23 protein-coding genes are annotated in these 21,717 nt (G+C 61.9%); 9 read left to right on the top strand and 14 right to left on the bottom strand.

Going from position 1 to position 21,717, the window contains the following annotated elements; genetic code table 11:
- The first annotated feature begins 24 nt into the window (after positions 1–24).
- From rpsP to K1X71_13120, 4 genes are all read left to right on the top strand, one after another.
- Positions 25–444: a 30S ribosomal protein S16 gene (gene rpsP / locus K1X71_13105; GenBank protein ID MBX7074076.1), complete on the top strand. Its 420-nt coding sequence runs from the start codon at positions 25–27 to the stop codon at positions 442–444.
- A 42-nt stretch (positions 445–486) separates the two neighbouring features.
- Positions 487–1,197 carry a tRNA (guanosine(37)-N1)-methyltransferase TrmD gene (trmD, locus tag K1X71_13110; protein ID MBX7074077.1) on the top strand — a complete coding sequence of 237 codons (711 nt, stop codon included), beginning with the start codon at positions 487–489 and terminating at the stop codon, positions 1,195–1,197.
- A 72-nt stretch (positions 1,198–1,269) separates the two neighbouring features.
- Positions 1,270–1,650 (top strand): 50S ribosomal protein L19, encoded by a 381-nt coding sequence (gene rplS, locus K1X71_13115; GenBank protein ID MBX7074078.1) that lies wholly within the window; start codon positions 1,270–1,272, stop codon positions 1,648–1,650.
- Positions 1,651–1,815: 165 nt separating this feature from the next.
- A complete protein-coding gene (locus K1X71_13120; protein ID MBX7074079.1) occupies positions 1,816–2,223 on the top strand; it encodes a YraN family protein in 408 nt (135 codons plus the stop codon).
- Between the two features lie 4 nt (positions 2,224–2,227).
- Here the strand turns inward: K1X71_13120 and rph are convergent, their stop codons facing one another.
- From rph to K1X71_13145, 5 genes are all read right to left on the bottom strand, one after another.
- Positions 2,228–2,953, bottom strand: coding sequence for a ribonuclease PH (gene rph / locus K1X71_13125; protein ID MBX7074080.1), 726 nt, complete (start codon positions 2,951–2,953; stop codon positions 2,228–2,230).
- 42 nt (positions 2,954–2,995) lie between these two features.
- Complete coding sequence (gene argF / locus K1X71_13130; GenBank protein ID MBX7074081.1) at positions 2,996–3,907, bottom strand: ornithine carbamoyltransferase; 912 nt, start codon at positions 3,905–3,907, stop codon at positions 2,996–2,998.
- 125 nt (positions 3,908–4,032) lie between these two features.
- Positions 4,033–5,232 (bottom strand): aspartate aminotransferase family protein, encoded by a 1,200-nt coding sequence (locus K1X71_13135; protein MBX7074082.1) that lies wholly within the window; start codon positions 5,230–5,232, stop codon positions 4,033–4,035.
- A gap of 118 nt (positions 5,233–5,350) precedes the next feature.
- Positions 5,351–6,229: an acetylglutamate kinase gene (argB, locus tag K1X71_13140; GenBank protein ID MBX7074083.1), complete on the bottom strand. Its 879-nt coding sequence runs from the start codon at positions 6,227–6,229 to the stop codon at positions 5,351–5,353.
- A 183-nt stretch (positions 6,230–6,412) separates the two neighbouring features.
- Positions 6,413–6,643, bottom strand: coding sequence for a hypothetical protein (locus tag K1X71_13145; GenBank protein MBX7074084.1), 231 nt, complete (start codon positions 6,641–6,643; stop codon positions 6,413–6,415).
- Positions 6,644–7,191: 548 nt separating this feature from the next.
- On the opposite strand from K1X71_13145, the gene K1X71_13150 reads away from it, so the two are divergent.
- On the top strand, positions 7,192–7,872 hold the full coding sequence (locus K1X71_13150) for a hypothetical protein (protein ID MBX7074085.1): 681 nt from the start codon (positions 7,192–7,194) through the stop codon (positions 7,870–7,872).
- Here the strand turns inward: K1X71_13150 and K1X71_13155 are convergent.
- From K1X71_13155 to ispF, 6 genes are read right to left on the bottom strand one after another with little or no spacing between them, the layout of a single operon-like run.
- Complete coding sequence (locus tag K1X71_13155) at positions 7,869–8,870, bottom strand: phosphatidate cytidylyltransferase (protein ID MBX7074086.1); 1,002 nt, start codon at positions 8,868–8,870, stop codon at positions 7,869–7,871. The genes K1X71_13150 and K1X71_13155 overlap by 4 nt on opposite strands.
- 1 nt (position 8,871) lies before the next feature.
- A complete protein-coding gene (locus K1X71_13160) occupies positions 8,872–9,531 on the bottom strand; it encodes a CDP-alcohol phosphatidyltransferase family protein (protein MBX7074087.1) in 660 nt (219 codons plus the stop codon).
- A gap of 3 nt (positions 9,532–9,534) precedes the next feature.
- Positions 9,535–9,882 carry a hypothetical protein gene (locus K1X71_13165; protein MBX7074088.1) on the bottom strand — a complete coding sequence of 116 codons (348 nt, stop codon included), beginning with the start codon at positions 9,880–9,882 and terminating at the stop codon, positions 9,535–9,537.
- Positions 9,883–9,916: 34 nt separating this feature from the next.
- Positions 9,917–10,456 (bottom strand): crossover junction endodeoxyribonuclease RuvC, encoded by a 540-nt coding sequence (gene ruvC / locus K1X71_13170; protein ID MBX7074089.1) that lies wholly within the window; start codon positions 10,454–10,456, stop codon positions 9,917–9,919.
- Complete coding sequence (gene cysS / locus K1X71_13175; GenBank protein MBX7074090.1) at positions 10,441–12,051, bottom strand: cysteine--tRNA ligase; 1,611 nt, start codon at positions 12,049–12,051, stop codon at positions 10,441–10,443. The genes ruvC and cysS overlap by 16 nt, the downstream gene beginning before the upstream one ends.
- A complete protein-coding gene (ispF, locus tag K1X71_13180; protein MBX7074091.1) occupies positions 12,048–12,548 on the bottom strand; it encodes a 2-C-methyl-D-erythritol 2,4-cyclodiphosphate synthase in 501 nt (166 codons plus the stop codon). The genes cysS and ispF overlap by 4 nt, the downstream gene beginning before the upstream one ends.
- Positions 12,549–12,679: 131 nt before the next feature.
- Here ispF and K1X71_13185 point away from each other — a divergent pair, with 131 nt between their 5' ends.
- Positions 12,680–13,708, top strand: coding sequence for an ABC transporter ATP-binding protein (locus K1X71_13185; protein MBX7074092.1), 1,029 nt, complete (start codon positions 12,680–12,682; stop codon positions 13,706–13,708).
- Position 13,709: 1 nt separating this feature from the next.
- Here K1X71_13185 and K1X71_13190 read toward each other — a convergent pair whose 3' ends face one another.
- The 3 genes from K1X71_13190 to K1X71_13200 form a co-directional block, all read right to left on the bottom strand.
- On the bottom strand, positions 13,710–15,167 hold the full coding sequence (locus tag K1X71_13190) for a hypothetical protein (protein MBX7074093.1): 1,458 nt from the start codon (positions 15,165–15,167) through the stop codon (positions 13,710–13,712).
- A 229-nt stretch (positions 15,168–15,396) separates the two neighbouring features.
- Complete coding sequence (locus K1X71_13195; protein MBX7074094.1) at positions 15,397–16,872, bottom strand: DUF1501 domain-containing protein; 1,476 nt, start codon at positions 16,870–16,872, stop codon at positions 15,397–15,399.
- A gap of 60 nt (positions 16,873–16,932) precedes the next feature.
- Positions 16,933–18,546 (bottom strand): oligosaccharide flippase family protein, encoded by a 1,614-nt coding sequence (locus tag K1X71_13200; GenBank protein MBX7074095.1) that lies wholly within the window; start codon positions 18,544–18,546, stop codon positions 16,933–16,935.
- Between the two features lie 183 nt (positions 18,547–18,729).
- Here K1X71_13200 and K1X71_13205 point away from each other — a divergent pair, with 183 nt between their 5' ends.
- The 3 genes from K1X71_13205 (at position 18,730) to K1X71_13215 (ending at position 21,698) form a co-directional block, all read left to right on the top strand.
- Positions 18,730–19,548, top strand: coding sequence for a polyphosphate kinase 2 family protein (locus tag K1X71_13205; GenBank protein ID MBX7074096.1), 819 nt, complete (start codon positions 18,730–18,732; stop codon positions 19,546–19,548).
- Positions 19,535–20,566 (top strand): nucleoside hydrolase, encoded by a 1,032-nt coding sequence (locus K1X71_13210; protein MBX7074097.1) that lies wholly within the window; start codon positions 19,535–19,537, stop codon positions 20,564–20,566. Before K1X71_13205 ends, K1X71_13210 begins: the two co-directional genes overlap by 14 nt.
- Positions 20,567–20,975: 409 nt before the next feature.
- Positions 20,976–21,698: a PEP-CTERM sorting domain-containing protein gene (locus K1X71_13215; protein MBX7074098.1), complete on the top strand. Its 723-nt coding sequence runs from the start codon at positions 20,976–20,978 to the stop codon at positions 21,696–21,698.
- Positions 21,699–21,717: the final 19 nt, after the last annotated feature.

Here is a 21,717-nt window from a genome sequence, read left to right on the forward strand (position 1 = left end):
ACTGATTCGATCGAGGAGGACCGTGTGGCTGTTCGGATTCGACTGAAACAATTTGGGCGCAAACATCGCCCCTTTTTCCGCATTTGCGCCACCGACATTCGCGCGCCGCGCGACGGCCGCGTGCTGGAGGAGCTTGGCACCTACGACCCGATGGTGCCCGAGACCGACGCGCGCTGCTCGCTGGATGCGGAGCGGGTGAAGTATTGGCTGAGCGTGGGGGCGCAGCCTAGCGAGTCGGCTCGCGCTTTGATCAAGAAGTACGGCCCGGAAGGGACGCACCTGGAGGCGATGAAGGCCGCCAAGGAAAAGATCAAAGCCAGCCGCCAGCAAGCGCCCCCCCCGCCGCCAGCCCCCGCCCCCCGGCCCGCCAAGAAAGTGAAGGAGGAAGCGCCAGCCGCTGTCGAAACCGCCGCCGAGGCCCCCACGGAGACCGCCGCCGAGTAGCTTGCGCCAGGCCGGCCGCAAGCGCGCGACGCGATTTTTGCCATGCGGTTCGACGTGCTGACTCTGTTTCCGGAAATGTTTTTGGGCTATCTGAGTCAAAGCCTGTTGAAGCTGGCAATCGAACGCGGGCTGGTGGACGTGCAGTTGCACAACATCCGCGACTGGGCCACCGGCAAGCACCGTCAGGTCGACGATCGCCCCTTTGGGGGCGGGCCGGGCATGGTGCTCAAGGTCGACACGGTGGTGGAGTGCGTCGAGGCGGTGCGGGCGATGGCCGATCCGCCGGGCCGCGTGGCGCTGCTCACGCCGCAGGGGCGCCGGCTGACGCAGCGTGTGGTGGAGGAGTTGGCGGAGCAACCGCGGCTAGTGCTGTTGTGCGGCCGCTACGAGGGGTTTGACGAACGAATACACGAAATCCTGGAACCAGACGAAATCTCGATCGGCGACTTTGTCTTAAACGGCGGCGAAGTCGCGGCGATGGTGATGATCGACACGATGATTCGGCTGGTCCCCGGAGTATTGGGAAAAGAGGAAAGCAGCATCCACGATTCATTCTCGCCCGGCAACCGACTGCTGGAACATTCGCAGTACACGCGGCCGCGCGAGTATCGGGGCAAGGAAGTGCCAGAGATTTTGCTGTCGGGCGATCACGAAGCGATCGCTCGCTGGCGAAGCCAACAATCGCTCGAGCGCACGCGCCGCCGACGTGGCGACCTGCTCGGGCCAGAAGACGAAGCGACCCAAGCGACTTGATATCAATTCCAAACCGATCGTCGAACACAACCGACGAGCCCATAAGCGACCAACGCAGCGAAAGGACCTGCCATGAGCCAACAAATCATTCAGCTCGTCGAACAACCACAACTGAAGGCCGACCTGCCCGATTTTGAGATCGGCGACACGGTCGACGTGCATACCCGCATTCTGGAAGGCGAGAAAGAGCGCATCCAGATCTTCAACGGCCTGGTGATCGCCCGCGCCGGCTCGGGCCTGCGCGAGACGTTCACCGTCCGCCGCATCGTGCAGGGCGAAGGGGTCGAGCGCAAGTTTCCGCTCCATTCGCCGCGCATCGCCAAGATCGAGGTCAAGCGCAAAGGCATCGTCCGCCGGGCGAAGCTCTACTACCTGCGCGACCGCATCGGCAAGGCCACCCGCTTGCGCGAGCGCCGCGTCGACAACAAGAAGGCCGCCGCCCCCGCGAGCTAACGGACGCGGACGGCAGATCGCCCTTCGGCGCGCCATCTTGGTGGCTCTTGGCGCTGCGCGCGGGGCTTGGCCGCTGAAGCGACACGGCGGGGGGTATAACGCACGGCTTGTGTTGCTCTTGGCGCCGCGCGCGGCCATAGTGTCGGTGTGCCAAGAGCCAACTTCATCACCCGCCTGCGCCGCTGGTTGCCGCGCCAAACACTTGGCGCGCGGGGGGAACGCGCAGCCGCGCGATTTCTCAAGCGCCAAGGGTACAAGATCGTCGCGCGGGGCGAACGGGGCGGCGGGGGCGGAGAACTCGATCTGGTGGCGGTCGATGGCCGCACGGTGGTCTTTGTCGAAGTGAAAACGCGCGAGTCGCACGACGCCGGCCACCCGGCCGAGGCGGTTGATCGGCGCAAGCAAGTTCAAATCACGCGGCTGGCGACGTCGTTTCTCAAATTTCACGGGCTGCTCGATTGCCCGTCGCGGTTCGACATCGTGGCGATCACCTGGCCCGCTCGCGGCCAGCCGACCATCGAGCATTTTCAAAACGCCTTCGAGGCGCAGGGGCCCAATGGCATGTTTGGCTAGCGCGCTACCCCAGCGGCCACTGCCGGCCGAGCGCCTTTTGCTGTAGCGCGGTCAACTCTTCGATGCCGGCGCGGGCCAGCTTGAGCAGCGCGGCCAGCTCGCGATCGGAGAAGGTCGCTTCCTCGCCGGTCCCTTGAATCTCGACGAATTGCCCGCCGCCGGTCATCACCACATTCATATCGACCGCGGCGGCCGAGTCCTCTTGGTAGTCGAGATCGAGCACCGGCTGGCCATCGACGATGCCGACGCTCACCGCCGCCACGCTCGACCGAAACGGCGCCACGCTCGCCGGCAACTTGAGCGAGCGCACCGCGTCGACCAGCGCCACAAAGGCCCCGGTGATGCTGGCGGTGCGGGTGCCGCCATCGGCCTGCAGCACGTCGCAATCGACCGTGATGGTATAGCCCGCCAGCGCGGTCAGGTCGGTCACGGCACGCAGGCTGCGGCCAATCAACCGCTGAATCTCCGTGGTGCGGCCATCGATCTTCCCCCCGCGATCGCGTGGCTTGCGCGGGCTGGTGCTGCCGGGCAGCATGCTGTACTCGGCCGTCACCCAGCCGCGCCCTTCGAGCTGCATCCACTTAGGCACTTCGTTCGACACGCTGGCGGTGCAGAGCACCACGGTGTCCCCCGCTTCGATCAGCACGCTGCCAGGCGCGGGCTTGGTGTAACGCCGCTTGATTTTGAGCGCGCGGAGTTGGTCGAAGCGGCGATCGTCGTGTCGTTTCATGAGTCTCGCGGACAAGCGGATTTTTGAGGGGGGACAACGAAGCTAGCGGCTCATCAGCCACGCCAAGATGCCCTTTTGGGCGTGCATGCGATTGGCGGCCTGCTCGATCACGATGCTCTGCGGCGAGTCCATCACCTCGGAGGTGACCTCCTCCTCGCGATGCGCCGGCAGGCAGTGCATGAAGTAGGCGCCCTGGGGCGCCTTTTTGAGCAGCGCGGCGTTCACCTGGTAGCCCGCGAAATCGCGACGCCGCTTTTCCGATTCGGCCTCTTGTCCCATGCTGGTCCATACATCGGTGTACACGGCGGTGGCCTCGCGCACGGCGGCAGCCGGATCGGCGGTGACAGTCAACTCCAGCTTGGGGACTTCTTGCTTCAGCCGCGCCAAAAACGCTTCGTCAAAGCGGTAGCCCTCCGGCGTGGCCATGGTGAACCGCACATCGAGTTTGCCGCAGGCCATGGCCAGGCTGCGGGCGACGTTGTTGGCGTCGCCAATGTACGCCAGCGTGTGGCCGTTGAGACGCCCCACCATTTCGCGCAGCGTGTACAAATCGGCCAGCACCTGGCAGGGATGTTCGTAGTCGGTGAGACCATTAATCACCGCGCAGCGACAATAAGAGGCCAGTTCTTGCACGGTGTCGTGCCGCTTGGCGCGGATCACCAGCACATCGACATATTGGCTGAGCACGCGGCCAAAGTCGGCGATGCTCTCGCGCGATCCCCAGCCCGCCTCGTCTCCCAAGAAGACAGTGCCGCCGCCGAGGTGGGTCATGCCCGCTTCAAAGCTGACGCGGGTCCGCAGCGACGGCTTTTCGAACAACAGTCCCATCACGCGTCCCGGCAACAGCGCCTCGCGCAGGCCTTCCTCGTAGCGACCTTTCAGGTCTTTGGCGATGGCGAAGATCTGCTCAATCTCCGCCGTGCTCAGGTCGCCAATCGTCAACAGATGCCGCATGTCTTGCTTCACTTGGGTTTTCAAAATGCCAATGGAATCCTGCTTTGCGCTTGCCCCCTGAAAACGCAAATGGCCCACGGGAACTACCGTGGGCTTTGCTGGGGGAAAACGCGTTGTTTGAACGGTTAACGTACTTGCTGCTTGACCGCCTCCGCAATGATGTCGCAGCCTTCGTGCGCCTGCGCCTCGGTCAGGTTCATGGCTGGCAACAGCCGCAACACGTTGCCTTGCGTGCAGTTGATCAGCAGTTTGCGATCGAGACAGCTTTTAACGACATCGGCGCCGGGGATTTTTAGTTCCACGCCAATCATCACCCCCATCACTCGCACGTCGGAGATCAACTCGCACTCGCTGGCCAGCGCCGTCATGCGCTGGCGGAACACCTCGCCCAATCGCTGCGCTTGATCGAGCAACCGCTCGCTTTCGATCATTTCCAACGTGGCGATGCCGGCCCGCGCCGCCAGCGGATTGCCGCCAAAAGTGGCCGCGTGCATGCCGGGCCGCAGGCTGGGGGCAATCTCGCGCGTGGTCAACAGCGCCCCGCCCGCTACGCCGCCGCACAGCGCCTTGGCCAAGGTCATGATGTCGGGCGTGACATCGAATTGCTGATAGGCGAACCACTTGCCCGTGCGTCCGCAGCCGGTCTGCACCTCGTCAAAGATCAACAGCAGTTCGTGCTGGTCGCACAACTCGCGCAGTCCTTGCAGGAAGCCCGGCGGCGCGATTCGCACACCCCCTTCGCCCTGGATCGGCTCGATCATGATCGCCGCGGTCTCGTTGTCGATCAGGCGACGTACCGCGTCGAGGTCGCCGAAAGGCGCGTAGAGAAAACCCGCCATCAGCGGGCCCAGACCTTCGTGATACTTGGGCTGCGCGGTCGCCGTGGTGGCGCCGAGCGTGCGACCATGAAAGCCCCCCTCGAACGTGATGATCTTGTAGCGCTGCTTCGGCGTGTGCAGGCGGGCCAGCTTGATCGCGGCCTCGTTCGCTTCGGTCCCCGAATTGCAGAAGAACGCCTGCCCGCCAAAGCTGCGCTCGCTCAGCATTTGGGCCCAGCGTCCTTGCGCCTCCATGTACCAGGTGTTCGGCACATGAATCAGACTGGCCACCTGTTCCTGCACCGCCTGCACCACCGGCTCGGGGCAGTGCCCCAAGAGGTTGCAACCCCAGCCGGGGAAGAGGTCCAGGTATTTGCTTCCCTCGGCGTCCCAGACGTACGAGCCTTCGCCGCGCACTAGACACACCGGAAAACGCGTGTAATTGGGGATCACGTACTGCTTGAACAGTTCGATCGTTTCCGCCGAATTTAAGGCTGCCGTCGCCATGGCCCAGGCTCCCAATTGATGACCAGCGTTTCACCGGCCCCGTGCCGCGAAACCAATCTCCACAAGAGACGGCGCCGCGGGTTCAGGTTCGCTCCGCAGGATGGACTTCTCCCGCCAATTACTCCCGGATGATTTCCGTGCCAACGCCGCTGCTGGTGTAAATTTCCAACAGCAGCGAGTGTCGCAAACGTCCGTCGATGATGTGAATCTTGCGCACGCCCCGATCGAGCATGTCGAGGCAGGCCTCGACCTTGGGGATCATTCCCGACTCGATCGCCCCACTGCGGATCAAATCTTGCGCCTGACCGGCGTTGAGCGAATGGACGAGCGTGCCGGGATCGTTCTTGTCACGGCGCACACCATTCACGTCGCTCAAGAACACCAGCTTTTCGGCGCCCAAGGCCAGTGCCACTGCCTGCGCCGCCGTGTCGGCGTTGACGTTCAGTTTTTCGCCGTCGTCGCCCAAGCACATCGAGGGAATCACCGGCACGATATCGGCATAACAAAGATTTTCGATCGTCTCGCGATCGACCCGCGTCACGTCCCCCACGTATCCCAGATCGATTGACTGACCCTCCGGATCGGCCAGCGTCAGTCGCTTGCCGAACAGCACGTTGGTGGTGCGAAAATTGAGCGGCGCCGCGCGGCCCCCCAATCCTTCCATCCGGGCAACCAGGTCCTCGTTGGTTTCGTAGGCCAGCACGCGTTCGACAATGTCGCGGGCGGCGGCATCGGTATATCGGCGGCCTTGAATGAACCGGGCCTCCAGCCCCGCCTCGGTCATGGCCCGGCTGATCGCCGCGCCGCCCCCATGCACCACCACCGGCCGCATGCCGACCGTCTCCATAAAGACGATATCGAGCAGCAGGTGCCGCAGCGCGTTGGCGTCTTCCATCACGCTGCCGCCGAGCTTGATGACCGTGATCTTATCGCGAAACCGGCGGATCCAGCCCAGCGCCTCGATCAGGACATCGGCCTTCGTAATCGCATCTTCCAAGCCCGTCGGCTCCCGGCGTCGTGGGGTGATTGGTTTCCCGGAATCGGCGCAAGTGCCGTCTGGGAAAACGGTTCATTGTAAAATCCCCCTCCCCCCCGTCAATGAAGCGAAAACGGGCAAGTGACACGGTTTGGGGTGCGAAATTCTTGACCCCCGCGGACACGATGCCCAGTCAACAGCGTACTAGCTCACTAGCGCGACGAATACCGCGACAGCGACACTGAATATCGCCTGAATGACCGCCATCCATCGCATGCCACGTTCAAAATCCGACTTGAGCAGATTCCGATAAACAGTTCGTGTCTCTTCGGCCGGAACAAATAGGCGCACGAATTGACGTGGACGACTAGAAAAGTACCCCGTTGATGCCGCAACGCACCAGAAACCGACGAGCGTGAGGATCGCCTCATCCATGCCCGCATCCTACTCGGCGCCGTTCCCTCGGGTAAAAAGCAATTCGCGATATCACCACCCGGCATCGCATTCGCCCCGCTGCTCGAACCAGTCCCCATTTACCCAGTCTCCATTCACCAAGGTGTCATAGCGGCGAAAGGAGCGGCCGCATTCCTGGCAGTCGCCCCGCTTGACGCTGCCGCCACATCGCTTGCCGTCACGGATGCCATCCCATAATCCTCAGGGAGAGATTTGCAGCGTGCCGTCGCATGCCGGACAGCGCGTTGTTGGAAGCGGCCGCAAGTGGAGCCACAAGCCAACCGCCAAGTAGACGAGCAATGGGCTCAGGACAATCAGAGCCGCAAGTAAATAATGCGTCGCTGAAAACGCGTTCATGTAACAAATGAATTGATTGCCAAACTTTCGAGTCGGAGTAGACTCTGCGCTTAGTGGGTGAGCAGATGATCTGTCGGCAGTGACTGCCGAACCACCATTCTCTCTTCCGGGTACGGGCCCTGTATAGGACATCGCCCCCGTACTCAGGCGGCCAATCACAGAAGGAGCCGCTAATGTGTACTCAGCTTGCTTCCGCATGCGCGCGCAACGGGATGCGCTGCGCCGTCACGCTGTCGATGGTTCTCGCAGCGCTGGCCAGTTCCACTACAGTCTTGGCAGGCGTCATACCCATTGCGCCGCCGCCGTCGGTCTTGCCCGGAGTGCTCGAAAGCAATACCGACGCGTATCGTTTCGACGAGCAGCAAGTCTTGCTTGGCGTGGCTGTCGCCGTCGATATCGCCACGCCTGGGTTGTACGACAATTCGAATCCTGACGACCCCGGCGTTATTCCGGCGGGCACCTGGGTGCGAAGCTACTTTCTTCATCGCGATCCAGTCGGCTCCGCGTTTGGCGTCGTCACCGGCACCGTGATCTCACCCACGAAAGTGCTCGGCATCATTTTCAGCGACGCCAATTTGGACGCGACCGATCCGTTGGTGGGCGCGCTGGGAACGACTTACCCCACCGGAACTGGCTTTCGAGGCATGGAGATCCCGTTCATCATCACACCCGACGAGATTTTCTGGGACGGCAATCAAGTGACTGTCTCGTTTGAATCCGACGCTGCTCTGGTGGTGGATCAAATTCGCGTATTGGCGGAGATACCTGAACCCGCCTCAGCAACCATAACGCTGTCGGGATGCTTTGCGCTGGGATGGGCGGCGCGGCGGCGAGCAAGGCGGCTAGCGGCCTAAAAGAAGATGCGCGTCGGCTCGTTCATGCCGACGCCGCGAAAGTAGTTGACGTAGTGAAACACGGCGGGCGCCACCAAGAGCAGGCTGTCAAAGCGATCAAGCAGCCCGCCGTGTCCGGGGATCAACTCCCCCATGTCCTTGACGCCCACATCGCGCTTGACGCTGGAGAGCATCAGGTCTCCCAGTTGTCCGAGCAGGCTGATCGTTAGCCCCAGGCCGATGAGATACGGCGTTTGGTTCAAGGGCGCTTCGGCGAACACCATGCGGCCTACAAACGAAACGACCAGCGTGGTCAACGCGAGCGCGCCCAGCGCCCCCGCCACGGTTTTGTTGGGACTGGTCTGCGGCGCCAACTTGTGATGGCCAAAAAGCTTGCCGCAGCAGTAGGCGAAGATGTCGTTCAGTTCGACGCTGAGCACAACCAGAATAATTATCGGCCGGTAAGCCCAATCGTTGGCCAGATAACCCAAGTGGGCGAGCGCGCTGCCAAATAGCAGAAACCCCCATACGCCCAGCGCCACGCGCAGCACATAACCTTTGGGCTGGTCGTTCAGGATCGCTACGGCGGCAATCGCGACCGCTCCCAAGGGGACCAGCGCCATGAAGAACGCGTACCAATGATCGAGCGAGGCCAAGGCCACCAGCACGATGGCAATCTGCACGCACCACATGACGCGCGTTTCAGCCGCCAAACCGACCACGCGTGCAAACTCTCGAAACGAGAAGATGCCGAGAATAGCGATGCCACTGATGGTCCAAAACGCCCCGGCCAGCACCGGCGCCAGTAACAACGGAACCAACACGCACCACGACTGTGTGCGCCGCATGAGCTCGCGATAGCTCTCGGCGCCGATGCGCTCAGTCGCTCGCAGCGCGGCGATCACCACGAGCGCGACGACCAACAACACGGCCAGCGCTGCGGCCACCCAAAATGTAAAGGGTTGATCTAGCGCGTGCTCGTAGTCAAATAACCGCGCACGCGAGCGAGCATCGAGCATGTCATGACCCCTGCAAGTATCGAGCGGCGCGCCACAAACGCCGCGCCGTGGTGACCAGTGTGCCAACAAAGATCATCGCCAACACCAGTGCGGGCAGCCGCCAATCCATTGGCCGCCAGGCCGCTGGCGCCAGTCCCATGTAAACGGCCAAGATTGTGACCATCAGCGCGCGATGCTGTTTGGCCATCGGACCGCAGTAATCTTGTGGGGCGCCCGCCACTTTACCCAGCGCGCGGACATAGGCGGTTAATACAGCGCCCAGGGCGGCCAGATAGCCCAAGGTTGGGTCGCTAGCTGCCGCGTAACCCAAGCCGATCAGCATGAAGGCGTCGGAGAACCGGTCCGGCGCTTCGTTAAACAATTCGCCGAGCCGAGAAGCTTTGCCGGAAGCGATCGCCACCATGCCGTCGAACATGTTCGCTTGCAGACGCAACTGCACACACACCGCGCCCACCAACCAAGCCAGTCGATTGAAGTCCGGATACGCCGCCGTCGACCAGAAGGCCAGACTCGCCAGCGCGCTGACAACGACGCCGGCAATCGAGATTCCATTGGGAGAGACGCCGCGAGACGCCAACCAGGCGGCGATGGCCTGCGACGCCTTTAAGTTGCGCGAGGCAATCGGCCGACGTTCACCGGGTTCGTAGCGGACTTGCGCCATCGGTCACTTCCCCATCCAGTACATGCCAGCGATCAATGCCGCCATACCAGCGACGTTGATCGGTTTGATTGGTTCCTGATAGGCCAACCAAGAAATCACAGCGGCCCAAATGAACGTCGTCGCATAGATTGGGTACAACACCGCGAGGCTGCCGCCCCGCCGGAAAGCCGCCACAAACAGCGCCATCACCGCGATGTAGCAAACGACTCCACCAATGAGGCGCGCGTTCCAAACGTAGCTGGCCAGCGATCCGCTGACGCGCTCGGCGCCCGACTTGTAAAGAAACTGGCCAATCGCGCCCAAGAGAGACGCCAAGAGAAAGCAACCGATTGAAAAGGCGGGCGTGCGCATCGTCTGCCCTGGAAAAGTTGGAGGGGCGGGACCGCTACGCGCGGCGCCGCTTGGCAAGTTGACTGTATTCCGGCTGCAAATAGTAGTGACACAAGGCAATGGCCAGCGCGTCGGCCACGTCGGGAGGCTCGGGCAACGTCGCCAGATTAAGTTCGCGCTGCACCGCGTCTTGCATCTGCGCTTTAGGCGCGCGACCGTTGCCGGTGAGGATCTTTTTGATTTGCGTGGCGCTGTAGTGCTTGACGGGGATAGTCGACAGCGATGCCGCCAGACAAATCACGCCGCGCGCGTGGCCCATCAAGATCGCGGTGCGCGGCCGCTTGTAATGTGAGTAAAGCTGCTCTAGCGCCATGATGCCCGGCTGTAACGAGCGAATCACGTCGAGCACGCCGCTATGCACCTCGGCCAGCCGATTGGTGAGCGAGCCGCGATCGTGCCCACGCACCACCCCCGCTTCGCATACCTTGGGTCCCTGCGGAGTCACCTCCAGCACGGCATAGCCGGTGATGTTCAATCCTGGGTCGATGCCAAGGATCCGCGGTCGACCGGTATGGCGCTCTAGCCGATCTTCCATTCCGTGCCGCTGGGGCGGTCCGTGAGAGTGATGTTCAACTCAGCGAGCCGATTGCGAATCTTGTCGCCCAGCGCAAAGTTCTTGCTGGCGCGAGCTTCGGCCCGCAACTCGATAAACAACGCCATGAGCTGTTCGACCAATTCGTTGTTGGCCGCGGCGTCTGGCGCCTCGACCGGCTTTTGAAAAAGACCGAGCACGGCGCTCAACTCGCGCAGCACCAAGGTCCCGGCCTGCAATAGCTTCACGCTCTCGGCGCTACGCGCTGAGGGATCTTCCAACTTGCCCGAGTCGATCATCCGGTTGAGCATGCGGACTAGTTCAAACAAGTCGCCCACGGCGCCGCCGGTGTTGAAGTCGTCGTCCATGGCCTCGATGAACCGTTGGCGCCGTTCTTCAATCTGTCGCCAAACCGGATCGTCGAACGGCTCGGTTGGCGACACCATGCGTCGCGCCGGCGGCTTGAGCGAGTAAAAACTGTGACCGGTCACCCGCTCGAATCGCTCGAAAAACCGGTAGAACGTCTCCAGACTCGTGGCCGACTCGCCAATCCGCGCCGTGCTGAAGTAGATCGGCCGGCGATAGTGGCTCGACAACAAATAGAAGCGAATCGTCTCGGGGCTGAATTCTTTGATCAAGTCACGAAATGGCGAGGCGCCTTTCGACTTGCCCATCTTGCCCGCCTCTTGCTCGGCCTGATTGCCTTCGGCCGATTCGCCGGCGCGGGTGTTGCGGCCACCGACCTTGCCCACTTCGTCGGCCGCCTGCATCAGGCCGTTGTGCAACCAATACTTGGCTTGCGGCTTGCCGTGGCAGCATTCGCTCTGGGCGATCTCGTTTTCGTGGTGCGGAAACATCAAATCGAGCCCGCCGCCGTGGATGTCGAACGTCTCGCCCAACAGCCGCCGGCTCATGGCCGAGCACTCGATATGCCAGCCGGGGCGCCCATTGCCCCACGGGCTAGGCCACGACGGTTCACCGGGCTTGGCGCCTTTCCATAGGGCAAAGTCGGCGGCGTTGCGCTTGCGGCCCGCCATCTCTCCCCCTTCGCCTTGCAGCGAAGCCACATCGCGCCCGCTCAGCTTGCCATACTCGGCATCGCGACTGACGTCGAAGTAAACATCGCCCCCCTCGGCCGGATACGCGAAGCCTTTGGTCACCAGGTCCTGTATGAACTGGACGATCTCCACAATGTTGTCGGTCGCCCGTGGGAAGTGATCGATCGTGTCGATGCCCATCGCGGCCAAGTTGGCGCGGTAGTCGTTTTCCATCTCGCGGGCCAGTTCGTCCAGCGTGATGCCGCGCGCCTGCGACTCGTTGATCAGCTTGTCGTCGATATCGGTGATGTTGACGACAAACGTCACCTCATAGCCCGAGTAAACCAGAAAACGCTTGATGGCGTCGAAGATCACCGGCCCGACCATGTGGCCAATGTGACTCGGCTTGTACACCGTGGGGCCGCACAAGTAGATGCCAATCTTGCCCGGTGTAACGGGTTCCAATGACGATTTGGTCCGCGACAGCGTGCTGTAAATGCGAATCGTATCGGCGGGTGGCGACATTGACGCGCCAGGGGCGGAAGCGAGTTGAGTGGTCATAGTTCGAGCAATGCAACTACTTGGGCCATGATGGCTTCTTCGCGGCCGACGGGACCAACCCGTTCGCCGGTCTTGGCCTTGACGCCCACCGCCGTCGCGTCGACCGAGAGCAACTGCGCCACCCGGTGGCGAATCGCGTCTTTATAGGCCGACAACTTGGGCCGTTGGGCAAACACAATGCAATCCAGATTCACGATTCGATAGCCGGCGGCGGAGACTTTTTGCCAGGCCAGGCTCAGCATCTCGGCCGAATCACGGCCGCGATTCTCCTCGGCGTCGTCGGGAAACAATTCGCCGATGTCGCCCAGCGCCGCGGCGCCGAGCAAGGCATCGGTGATGGCGTGCAGCAACACGTCGGCGTCGCTGTGGCCGACCAGGTGCTGCTCGTGCGGAATGGTGACGCCACCAAGCACGAGCGGCCCCCCCGGCGCAAGCCGATGCGTATCGTGCCCGATGCCGACGCGTGCCTTGAGCGTGGCTGAAACTCCTGGCGACAGAAAGTCTTTCCTCCGTGCAATTTCGGCGGAAAGTATAGCCCTGACTCCCCAAATTGACAACGCGGGTCGCGGGTCGCGGCGGCGGTTCGCTACTGTTCCGCCCTGCGAGGCGCTTCTATAATTCGCCCGCCATGGCGATTATCGAAATACGCAATCTCTCCAAATCGTACCGCGTCTATCAGAAAAAAGAGGGGCTACTCCCTTCCATTCGCGGACTGTTCCGCCGCGAACATCGCGAGGTGCAGGCGGTGCGCGGCATCGATCTCGACGTCGAAGCAGGGGAGTTCGTCGCCTTTCTGGGGCCCAACGGCGCTGGCAAGACCACCACACTCAAGCTCCTGTCCGGGGTCATTCATCCCACCGCTGGCTCGGCCCACGTGATGGGGTTTGTCCCTTGGCGACGAGAAAACGGGTACCGCCGCCGCTTCGCCCTGGTCATGGGACAGAAAAATCAACTCTGGTGGGACCTGCCGGCCCAAGAGTCGTTTCGACTGCATCAGCAGATCTACCGCATCGATCCGCGCCAGTTCGACGCCACGCTGGACGAACTGGTCGACCTGCTCGCGGTCAGGCAGTTGCTCAACCGGCCGGTGCGCGAGCTTTCGCTGGGCGAACGCATGAAGATGGAGCTAATCGCGGCGCTACTTCATTCGCCGGAGGTGCTCTTTCTCGACGAGCCGACCATTGGGCTCGATGTGGTCGCTCAGCACAACATTCAGCAGTTTCTCAAGCACTATCAAGAATTGCGACGGATCACAATTCTGCTCACCAGCCACTACATGAAGGATGTGGCGGCGCTTTGTCAGCGCGCGGTGATCATCGCCAACGGCGAAGTGATTTACGACGGATCGCTGGCGGGCATACGCGATCGCTTCAGCAGTCAAAAGCTGCTTACTCTGCAATTCGCCGATGAGCACGGCCCCCCCGACCTGTCGATGTACGGCGAAGTGCTCGAGGCGCGGGCGCCCAAGGTCAAGCTGCGCGTCGAGCGCCGCAGCGTGCCAGAGGTGTTGTCCCACGTACTGGCCGCGCACTCCATCGAAGATGTGAGCGTCGAGGATCCACCGCTCGAAGACGTCATCGCCGAGGTCTTCTCTCAGGTGCAAGCCGCGCGGGGCGCCAAGGAAGCGGCGGAAGTCGCCGCCGTGGCGGAGCGCTAACCTACGGTCGGCGCCGCCAGACCGTCGCCACCGGATCGGTGTACTCGCGCCGCCAATCTGCTTCGGCGGCCAGCCGTTCGTTAATGGGCGAACCAGCCGGCGCCAGCACCAGGCGCGTGGGATATTGGTCGATCAATGCGCGCCAGTCGCCTCGCACCGCGAAGAAATCGTCGACCATCTGGACCGTCGCATCGGGATAGGCCGTTTCGTAGCGGCCATCGAGCGACACGCGGCAGGTGGGCCATAATCGCCAGATGGCGTACTCGCCCCAATTGAACGGCACGGCCAAGTTGCCCCCCTGCGGATCGCGCTGCAAGAAGTCGATCGCGTTCACAGGATAAATCACCATGTTTTCGATGGCGGTTGATTGCGGCAGCGCAAACTCCGCCGGCCCATCGAGCGCCGCCATCCCGTAGAGCTGAAAACAGGCCAATAGCAGCATGGTCAGCGCCATCAGCACATCAGCCCGGCGCGCAACGCCAATCAACGAGCAATAGGGACGCGGACGCGGAAAGAGAATCCCCGGCGTCAGGCCGCAGCAAGCAATTGCAAACAGCGGCATGTGCCGCGCGTGCCGCATGGCCAACACCAGCGTCACGCCAATCACTAGCATCGGAGCCAGTGATTGGCGCCACTGATCGCGCAGTTGCCATAGCGCTGCGACGGCCAAGATCGCCAGAATCCAAAACGGAAAATAGGTCACATTCCATGGAACTGGCGCCCATTCCGCCACACCCGGCCGACGCATGGTGACGGCGGGAATCAGATACAGCCAATAGTCGAAGCCGTAAGGATTGATTAACGTCGCGCACGCACAGGTCAGCAGCATTCCCAGCAGCAAACGGCCACGCCGATCGCCAATCATGCCCACGGCATAAAGTGTTAGCAGACCCATGCCCGCCAGGAATCCGCCATGCAGATTACACCAGGCGACCATCGTGATCGGCAATGCGAACATGGGCCAGCGCTCCCCGCCGCGACGGTAACCCTCTAGCAGGTACAGCCACAGTGCGAAGAAGAAGTAGGTGAAGAGCTGCGCCCTTGGCATCAGGCCATAGCCGAACACCGGCATCGCGACCGCGAACATCGCCACCATGGCCAGCCAAGTGCTGCCGGCGCGGCGCGCGGTCAGCCACGTCAAACCGACTGCCGCCAATCCCAATAACGTCTTGAACACCAAGATGCCGGCGTCTCCCCAGACCTGAAACAAGCTGTAGAAGACGACCCCGGTGAGCCACTCGTGATCGACCCACAGCGGCAAAGTGGGTGTGTAGGCAAACGGGTCGGCCGCTGGCATGGCCCCTGCGCGGAGAAAAAGCTCGCCCACTACCAGCCGCCCCCACAAGTCGGGGTCGCCCAGTCGCAGCGCGAACTGGCGCGCATAGAACGCCGCCAAGAGCAGCATGGCACCGCCACTCAACAAAGCGTCGCGCGACCATGCCACGGGGCGTGCGCCCATGACACGCGATCTTTGAGAAATCGTAGTCATCAGCGCCCACCGCCACACAAGTTGCAAGCCTCAGCCACTTAGCAACTCTAGCTCGGGACAACGGCGCGCGTTTTATCAATCGTGCGGGCTATGACTGCGTTGGTCGTTCGTGGCCCAAACGGCGGTCGTGGTGTCGGCTGACGGGGAGGCGACCTCAGGGCCACCTTGGAGTCGGGCGCCCGATCGCGGCTGGCTGTTTTCAAAACAGCTCGCGCAGCACGTCCCCTTCGGAAAGTAGTTGGATGGGTCGGCCTTCTCGGTCGACATGCGAGAGGTCAGTAATCCCCATGGCATGGTATAGCGTCTTGGCAATATCTTCAGGCGCGACTGGTTGATCGGAGGGAAACTCACCCACGCGATCCGTGCTGCCATACGTTTGCCCGCCGCGCACCCCGCCCCCCGCCAGCAGCACGCTCATGGCGTGTGTCCAATGGTCTCGGCCGGCCCCCGTGGCGCCGCCGGAGCGTGGATCGCCGATTTTCGGCATGCGCCCCATCTCGCTGTTGACCATCACCAGCGTGCTGTCCAACAAATTGCGCTCGGACAGATCGGCAAGCAGCGCGGAATAACATTGGTCGAACTCGGGCAACAACCACTCCTGAAGGCAGCCGAAATTGTTGCCGTGCGTATCCCAGCCGCCGCCGCTGGCGCAGTGCTTTGCATCAGAAAGCTTTTCGTTTTCTTTCCAGAACACGCTGACAAACGGCACGCCCGCCTCGACCAATCGCCGCGCAAGCAGCATGCTCATTGCATTGACGCTCGTGCCGTAGCGTTCGCGCGTCGCCGTTGACTCGGTCGAGACATCGAAAGCAGTCTTCGTTTGCGCCGAACTGAGTAGCGAGAACGCCTTGTGCTGTTGCTTGCTATAAACTTCGAGGTCGGCGCCAGCGTCCAGCGCGCGATGCGCTTCGTCGATTTCTTGCAGCAGGCCCTTGCGCGAGACAAATCGCTCGGCGGTCAATTCACCCTCTAGCGACAAGGCCGGCACGCGAAACGCCAGTGGCCGATCGAGTTCTCCCTCAACGTAGAACGGATCAAACTCCACGCCCAGCATCGCGGCAAATTGCCCTGGCCGCGTGTAACGCGGCGCGCCCGGCTTCTGCGGCAAGCTGATCACCTGCGGCAAGTAGGGATGCTGTGGCCGCTTCGCGCCGATCACGGCGCCGACAAACGGCCAATCATCGCCGCGCGGCGTGCGGTCGTTGCCAAGCTGCACAAAGCTGGGATCGGGCGCGTGCCCGGTCAGGTTGTAGTAATACCCGGCATGATGATCGCCCGTGCCGCGCCGATAATGTCCCAGCGATCGCACAATGGCCAGATGATGCGCTTGTTTGGCCATGAGCGGCAGATGCTCGCAGAGTTCGATGCCGGGCGCGCTCGTCGCGATCGGCTCGAACAGTCCGCGATATTCGCGCGGCGCGTGCGGCTTCATGTCCCAGGTGTCGAGGTGCGACGCTCCGCCACTGAGCCAGATCAAGATGGTCGACTTCGCCGCTCCCGTGGCAGGCACCGCGCCGGCGCTTGTCAACTGTGGCGCATGCAGCCCACAAAACCCCAATCCGCTGGCGACCAGAAATGTGCGCCGCCGCATGTGGGCCGTCAGGGCGCCATGCCCAAGCTGGTATGAACAACGGTCGCCAAGCATCAGCACGACTCCGGCGGCGGCAGAGATCACAGTGCGTTGAGCATACTCGCTGGCCACGAGAAAGGCTAATTCGCGTGGCCTCGCCGGTCTTCACATTGACGCAGACGAGTCGCAACTCGATGGCGTCGCGCTGGCCGCCATTGGCTCGGCGACAGGTTTCGGATCGGGCGAGCGCCGCGCGAGCCGAGTGATTCGCCGCCGATCCTCACTATCGAGACCGATAAGCCAGGTCAGCGCCAACCAGACAAGCCCCACAGACACCGCGCAAAACGCCAGCGCCTGCCACGACTGCGGACGCGCCAACCAGTTCAGGCCGATGCCGAAGACCATCAAGATCGCGCCCACTACGGCCGCGGGCAAGAAGCCGCTGCGCAAGTAGCGCCATAGACCCAATTGGGTGACGCCCGCCACATGCCAAGTGACCAACAATCGTTGCAGCCACGCCGTGGCGATGGTTGGCACGAGGATGGCGATGAGACAGGCGTTGACGCCACGCCCCGTGGCCGTCAGCCAGGCGACCAGCGCGAGCGAGGCGCCAAGATTCACCATCGCGGCGACCGCCTGAGTTGCGACCACAAAGCGCACTTGGTTAACGCCTAACAGCAATTGAAACTGCGTCCCGGCGGCGCTAGCGGCCAAATCCGCCAACACCCAAAGCATCAAGAGCCACGCGGTGATTTCAAACTCCGGCTTGGCCAACCACAACCGCACTAGCGGAAACGCGAAGCAAAACAGCACCGTCGAGAATGGCAGCGCCAGCAGCAAACTCAGTCGCGTGCCGCGCACCAGCAACTCATGCACCAACTCGTGCCGCCCTTGCACATGATAGTCGGTCGCCAGCGGGCGAAACTGCCGGCTCAACACCGCCACGAAGGGGGATGCGGCTGTGATCAACCGAAACGCCGGCTTATAAAGCGCCACCGCTGTCGGTCCCAAGAATCCGCCGAGCACGAGCGGATCGGTCTGCGCGCTGAGCTTCAATACCAGTTGATAAACCAGCATCAGGCCGCCCAGGGTGAACAACTCGCGTGATGCCGACCACCCCAAATAGCGGGGCGCGATCGCCACGCCCGGCGATAGACGCCGCGCCTGCCAGGCGTAGATCGAAGCGGCGATCAGCTTGGCGAGCAGATACCCGGCAGCCCAACCTTTCAGCCCCATGCCGAGGACGCTGATGGCCACCGCTATCAGCGTCAGTCGCAGCACAATTTCCAGCGTATGCGTCAGATCGACCCAGTCGAACCGATGATACGACTCGATTAGCGCTGAGAAGCTGGTGCCTACGAACATCACCAGCGTGTAACTGGGGACGAACAACCGAATGAGCCAGATGGTCGAGTCGCGCTCGGCGCCATGAATCTGAAATAGCGTGGCCAGCCAAGGCGCCGCGAACCACAAAGCGCCGAACAGCACCAGGCCGATCACCAGGTAGCAGGCTACCGACAACGTGAGCAACTCGTTCACGCGGCGTTGGTCGCCGCGCGCTACATGCTCGGTGAGATGTCGCCCCAGCGCGCCGCGCAACCCCAGGTCGCTGAGCATGGTGAACACCACCAGCGTGTCGAGCAGTTCGACCACGCCGTATTCAGTGATCCCCAGCGAATCGACCAAGTAGCGCACGAGCACGAAGCCGCCGATGGCGCCGACCAGGCTGCTCAGCCAAGCCACCACCGAGTTCCAAGCAATTCGGCCAGAAACGTTCATCGTGCGGCGATTGTCGACTTCCGCGATACCCGTGCGACGCTCTCAATCATACGGCAGCGCTGGTCGCGGCGCGGGGGTCCCCCTAGGGAACAGGGTAGTTAAGCCGCGCCAAGGGATTTTGACGAACAACCGGGCCGATTATTCTAATCGGATGCCACCGGCAATCCCCCGAGGACACTACGCATGAGCGAACACCACAATCACCCACCCATTCAGCCGACCGCCGGCAGCGTGATTGATCTGGCCGAATTCGATCCCGCCAGTCGCACGGGGGACGGCAACCGTGACCAAATTGAGCCCGAGTTGAACGCCAATATTGAAGCCATGGAAGGTCTCGCCTCGCGTTTGTACGCCGAGAGCAAACAAGCGTTGCTGTTGATACTGCAAGGCATGGACACCTCGGGCAAGGACGGCACGATCCGCAATGTGATGCGCGGATTCAATCCGCTGCTGTGCCGCGTGGTGCCGTTCAAGGCGCCGAACGAAGACGAGCTAGCTCACGACTTTTTGTGGCGCATCCATCGGCAGACGCCGCGGCGCGGACAGATCGGCATATTCAATCGCTCGCACTACGAAGACGTGGTGGTCGTGCGGGTGCGCAAGTGGATCAGCAAAAAGGAATGCCGCCGCCGGTACCGCATCATCAACGATTTTGAGCGTATGCTGGTGCGCGAGGGAACCGTCGTCGTTAAGTGTTTTTTGCACATCAGCAAGGACGAGCAGCGGCGTCGGCTGCAAGCGCGCATCGACGATCCGCAAAAGCGCTGGAAGTTCCGCCGCGACGATCTGGAAGACCGCAAGTTGTGGCCACGGTTTCAGCGCGTCTATTCCGACGCGCTCACCGCCTGCAACACACGGCATGCGCCATGGCACATCGTGCCGGCCGATTCCAAACCGCAGCGCGATCTGATCATCAGCCGCATCCTGCGAAATGCGCTTGAAGAAATGAACCCCCAATATCCACCACATATCGAAGGGATCGACAAAATTGTCGTCAAATAGCCGCTTTGCCCGCCCATTTCTGGCGTTGATGCTCTGGGTTGCTGGCGATTCGCTTGCCGTGACCGCCGCGCCACCAACGCCGATCGTTTTCGACACCGACATGGGCAACGACATCGACGACGCCTTGGCGCTAGGCGTGATTCACGCCTTGCAATCGCGCGGCGAGTGCCAGTTATTGGCAGTCACGCTCAGCAAAGATCACCCTAGCGCCGCGCCGTTCGTGGATTTGGTCAACACCTTTTATGGCCGTGGCGATATTCCGATTGGCATGGTCCGCCATGGGGAAACACCCGAGCCCAGCCCCTATATCGAACAACCCGCCGCCGCCACCAAGGACGGCGCACAGCGCTGGCCGCACGACTTGACCAACGGCGCCGACGCCCCTGAGGCAGTGGCGCTGTTACGCAAAACCTTGGCCGCTCAGCCCGATCAATCGGTGGTGCTGGTGGTGGTGGGCTTTTCCACCAACGTCGCCCGACTGCTCGATTCGCCACCCGATCAATACTCAAAGCTTGGCGGCCGCGAACTGTGCGCCCAGAAGGCGCGTTTGCTCTCGATGATGGCGGGCATGTTCAGTTCGGAGAACCGCGTCAAAGAATACAACGTCTTTATCGATGAGCCCGCCGCGCGCAAAGTCTTCGCCGAATGGCCCGGCGAACTAGTGGCCAGCGGTTTCGAGATTGGCTCGGCGATCAAGTTTCCTGCGGTAAGCATTCAGAACGACTTTCGCTACGCCGATCATCCGCTGGCGGAGGCTTATGGGCTGTATCAAAAGATGCCGTACGATCGCGAAACCTGGGATCTCACCAGCGTGCTGTACGCTGTCCGGCCAGATCGCGATTACTTTGGGATTTCGCCCCGCGGCGAAATTTCGGTCGACGAGCATTCCATCACCCAATTCAGCCCCACCGAGGCCGGACGCCGCCGCTATTTGACGCTTTCACCGCAGCAAATGATCGCCGTCCGTGAGGTCCTGATTGGCCTAGCAAGCCAACCACCGATCGAAACTGAAAAATAGTTGGCGCCGCAAAGCATGCCAATTGCACAACTTACGGCGCTGCTGGCAAAAATTCTTTCGATTCAACTGTTGAACTCCCATCGAGCGCCAACTATGCTTGGGCCCAGTAGTTCCACAGGGGATCCTTGGTTCTTAACGTCTGAAGGGCCGCTAATGCACGCCGGGTGAGATTGTTCGGTCTGAGCTGGAGCTCGACCACTCACCAAAGTCAATCCGTGCGGTCCTCGACCTCTTCCAGCCGTTTCTGTTTGGCTGATCGGTCTATCGCGAACTTGCTGGCTGCCGTTTTTTGCGCGCAGCTCGCCACAGGACGAATCGCGATCCCGATTCATGATACGGCGACCTTGATCTGGCGTACGACCGCGCGATGACGGCGTGACACATGCGGCGCTTCTTTAGGAGAAGCTACATGAGTCGAATTGCGGATCGGAACTGGGTATTGGCTTTTGTTTGCATTTTTTCTCTCTCGGCGGCCACTACTTCTGCCGCGCCAGTGTTGATTGACAATTTCGCTGATCCGGCGAATCCAACCACCTTCGTCATCAACCTGCTCGATAGCGACCCCTATAATCTGGCGCAGACCGGCGCCGGAATTCTCGGCGGCGAGCGCGAATTGACCATCGACGTGCAAGGCGTCTCCGGACCCGTCAGCGCGGTCGGCACCATTGGCGGCGGACAATTCCTGCTCAACAGCGGCGTGCCGGGCAGCCTGATTGACCTCAGCTACAACGGAATTGGCCAAGCGGGCCTCGGCGGCGTCGATCTCGTGGACGGTACGAACACCGGCATCCGCTTGGATTTTGGTTTCGTCGATCCGGGCAGCGCGCCTAACTTTTCCTACGAGATTCTGCTCGCCAACCCGTCGGGCAGCGCGGTCTACATCGGATCGCTCGGCAGCATCGTCTCGCCCACCAGCATTTTTGTTCCGTTCAATCTCTTTACCGTCAACGGCGGATTTCAGTTCACCTCGGTCGAGGATGTGATCTTCCAGTTCAATCTGCCGGGCACAGACAACGTCGACTTTAGCCTGACCACCCTCACCGCCACGCCGCCCGAACCGGCGTCCATCGTCCTGGCCGGCCTTGGCGCCTTGGCCGCTGTCGGCATGGTGGTTGGCGCACGTCGGCGTTAAGACGTTTCGCCGCGATCAT

This window comes from Pirellulales bacterium, assembly GCA_019694455.1.
GTDB lineage: Bacteria > Planctomycetota > Planctomycetia > Pirellulales > JAEUIK01 > JAIBBY01.

Bases quoted from the DNA above. Each gene is read 5' to 3' on its own strand.
- trmD (MBX7074077.1), top strand. From the start codon at position 487: ATGCGGTTCGACGTGCTGACTCTGTTTCCGGAAATGTTTTTGGGCTAT.
- rplS (MBX7074078.1), top strand. From the start codon at position 1,270: ATGAGCCAACAAATCATTCAGCTCGTCGAACAACCACAACTGAAGGCC.
- rph (MBX7074080.1), bottom strand. From the start codon at position 2,953: ATGAAACGACACGACGATCGCCGCTTCGACCAACTCCGCGCGCTCAAA.
- argF (MBX7074081.1), bottom strand. From the start codon at position 3,907: ATGCGGCATCTGTTGACGATTGGCGACCTGAGCACGGCGGAGATTGAG.
- K1X71_13135 (MBX7074082.1), bottom strand. From the start codon at position 5,232: ATGGCGACGGCAGCCTTAAATTCGGCGGAAACGATCGAACTGTTCAAG.
- K1X71_13145 (MBX7074084.1), bottom strand. From the start codon at position 6,643: ATGGATGAGGCGATCCTCACGCTCGTCGGTTTCTGGTGCGTTGCGGCA.
- K1X71_13150 (MBX7074085.1), top strand. From the start codon at position 7,192: ATGTGTACTCAGCTTGCTTCCGCATGCGCGCGCAACGGGATGCGCTGC.
- K1X71_13155 (MBX7074086.1), bottom strand. From the start codon at position 8,870: ATGCTCGATGCTCGCTCGCGTGCGCGGTTATTTGACTACGAGCACGCG.
- K1X71_13160 (MBX7074087.1), bottom strand. From the start codon at position 9,531: ATGGCGCAAGTCCGCTACGAACCCGGTGAACGTCGGCCGATTGCCTCG.
- K1X71_13165 (MBX7074088.1), bottom strand. From the start codon at position 9,882: ATGCGCACGCCCGCCTTTTCAATCGGTTGCTTTCTCTTGGCGTCTCTC.
- ruvC (MBX7074089.1), bottom strand. From the start codon at position 10,456: ATGGAAGATCGGCTAGAGCGCCATACCGGTCGACCGCGGATCCTTGGC.
- cysS (MBX7074090.1), bottom strand. From the start codon at position 12,051: ATGACCACTCAACTCGCTTCCGCCCCTGGCGCGTCAATGTCGCCACCC.
- K1X71_13185 (MBX7074092.1), top strand. From the start codon at position 12,680: ATGGCGATTATCGAAATACGCAATCTCTCCAAATCGTACCGCGTCTAT.
- K1X71_13190 (MBX7074093.1), bottom strand. From the start codon at position 15,167: ATGGGCGCACGCCCCGTGGCATGGTCGCGCGACGCTTTGTTGAGTGGC.
- K1X71_13200 (MBX7074095.1), bottom strand. From the start codon at position 18,546: ATGAACGTTTCTGGCCGAATTGCTTGGAACTCGGTGGTGGCTTGGCTG.
- K1X71_13205 (MBX7074096.1), top strand. From the start codon at position 18,730: ATGAGCGAACACCACAATCACCCACCCATTCAGCCGACCGCCGGCAGC.
- K1X71_13215 (MBX7074098.1), top strand. From the start codon at position 20,976: ATGAGTCGAATTGCGGATCGGAACTGGGTATTGGCTTTTGTTTGCATT.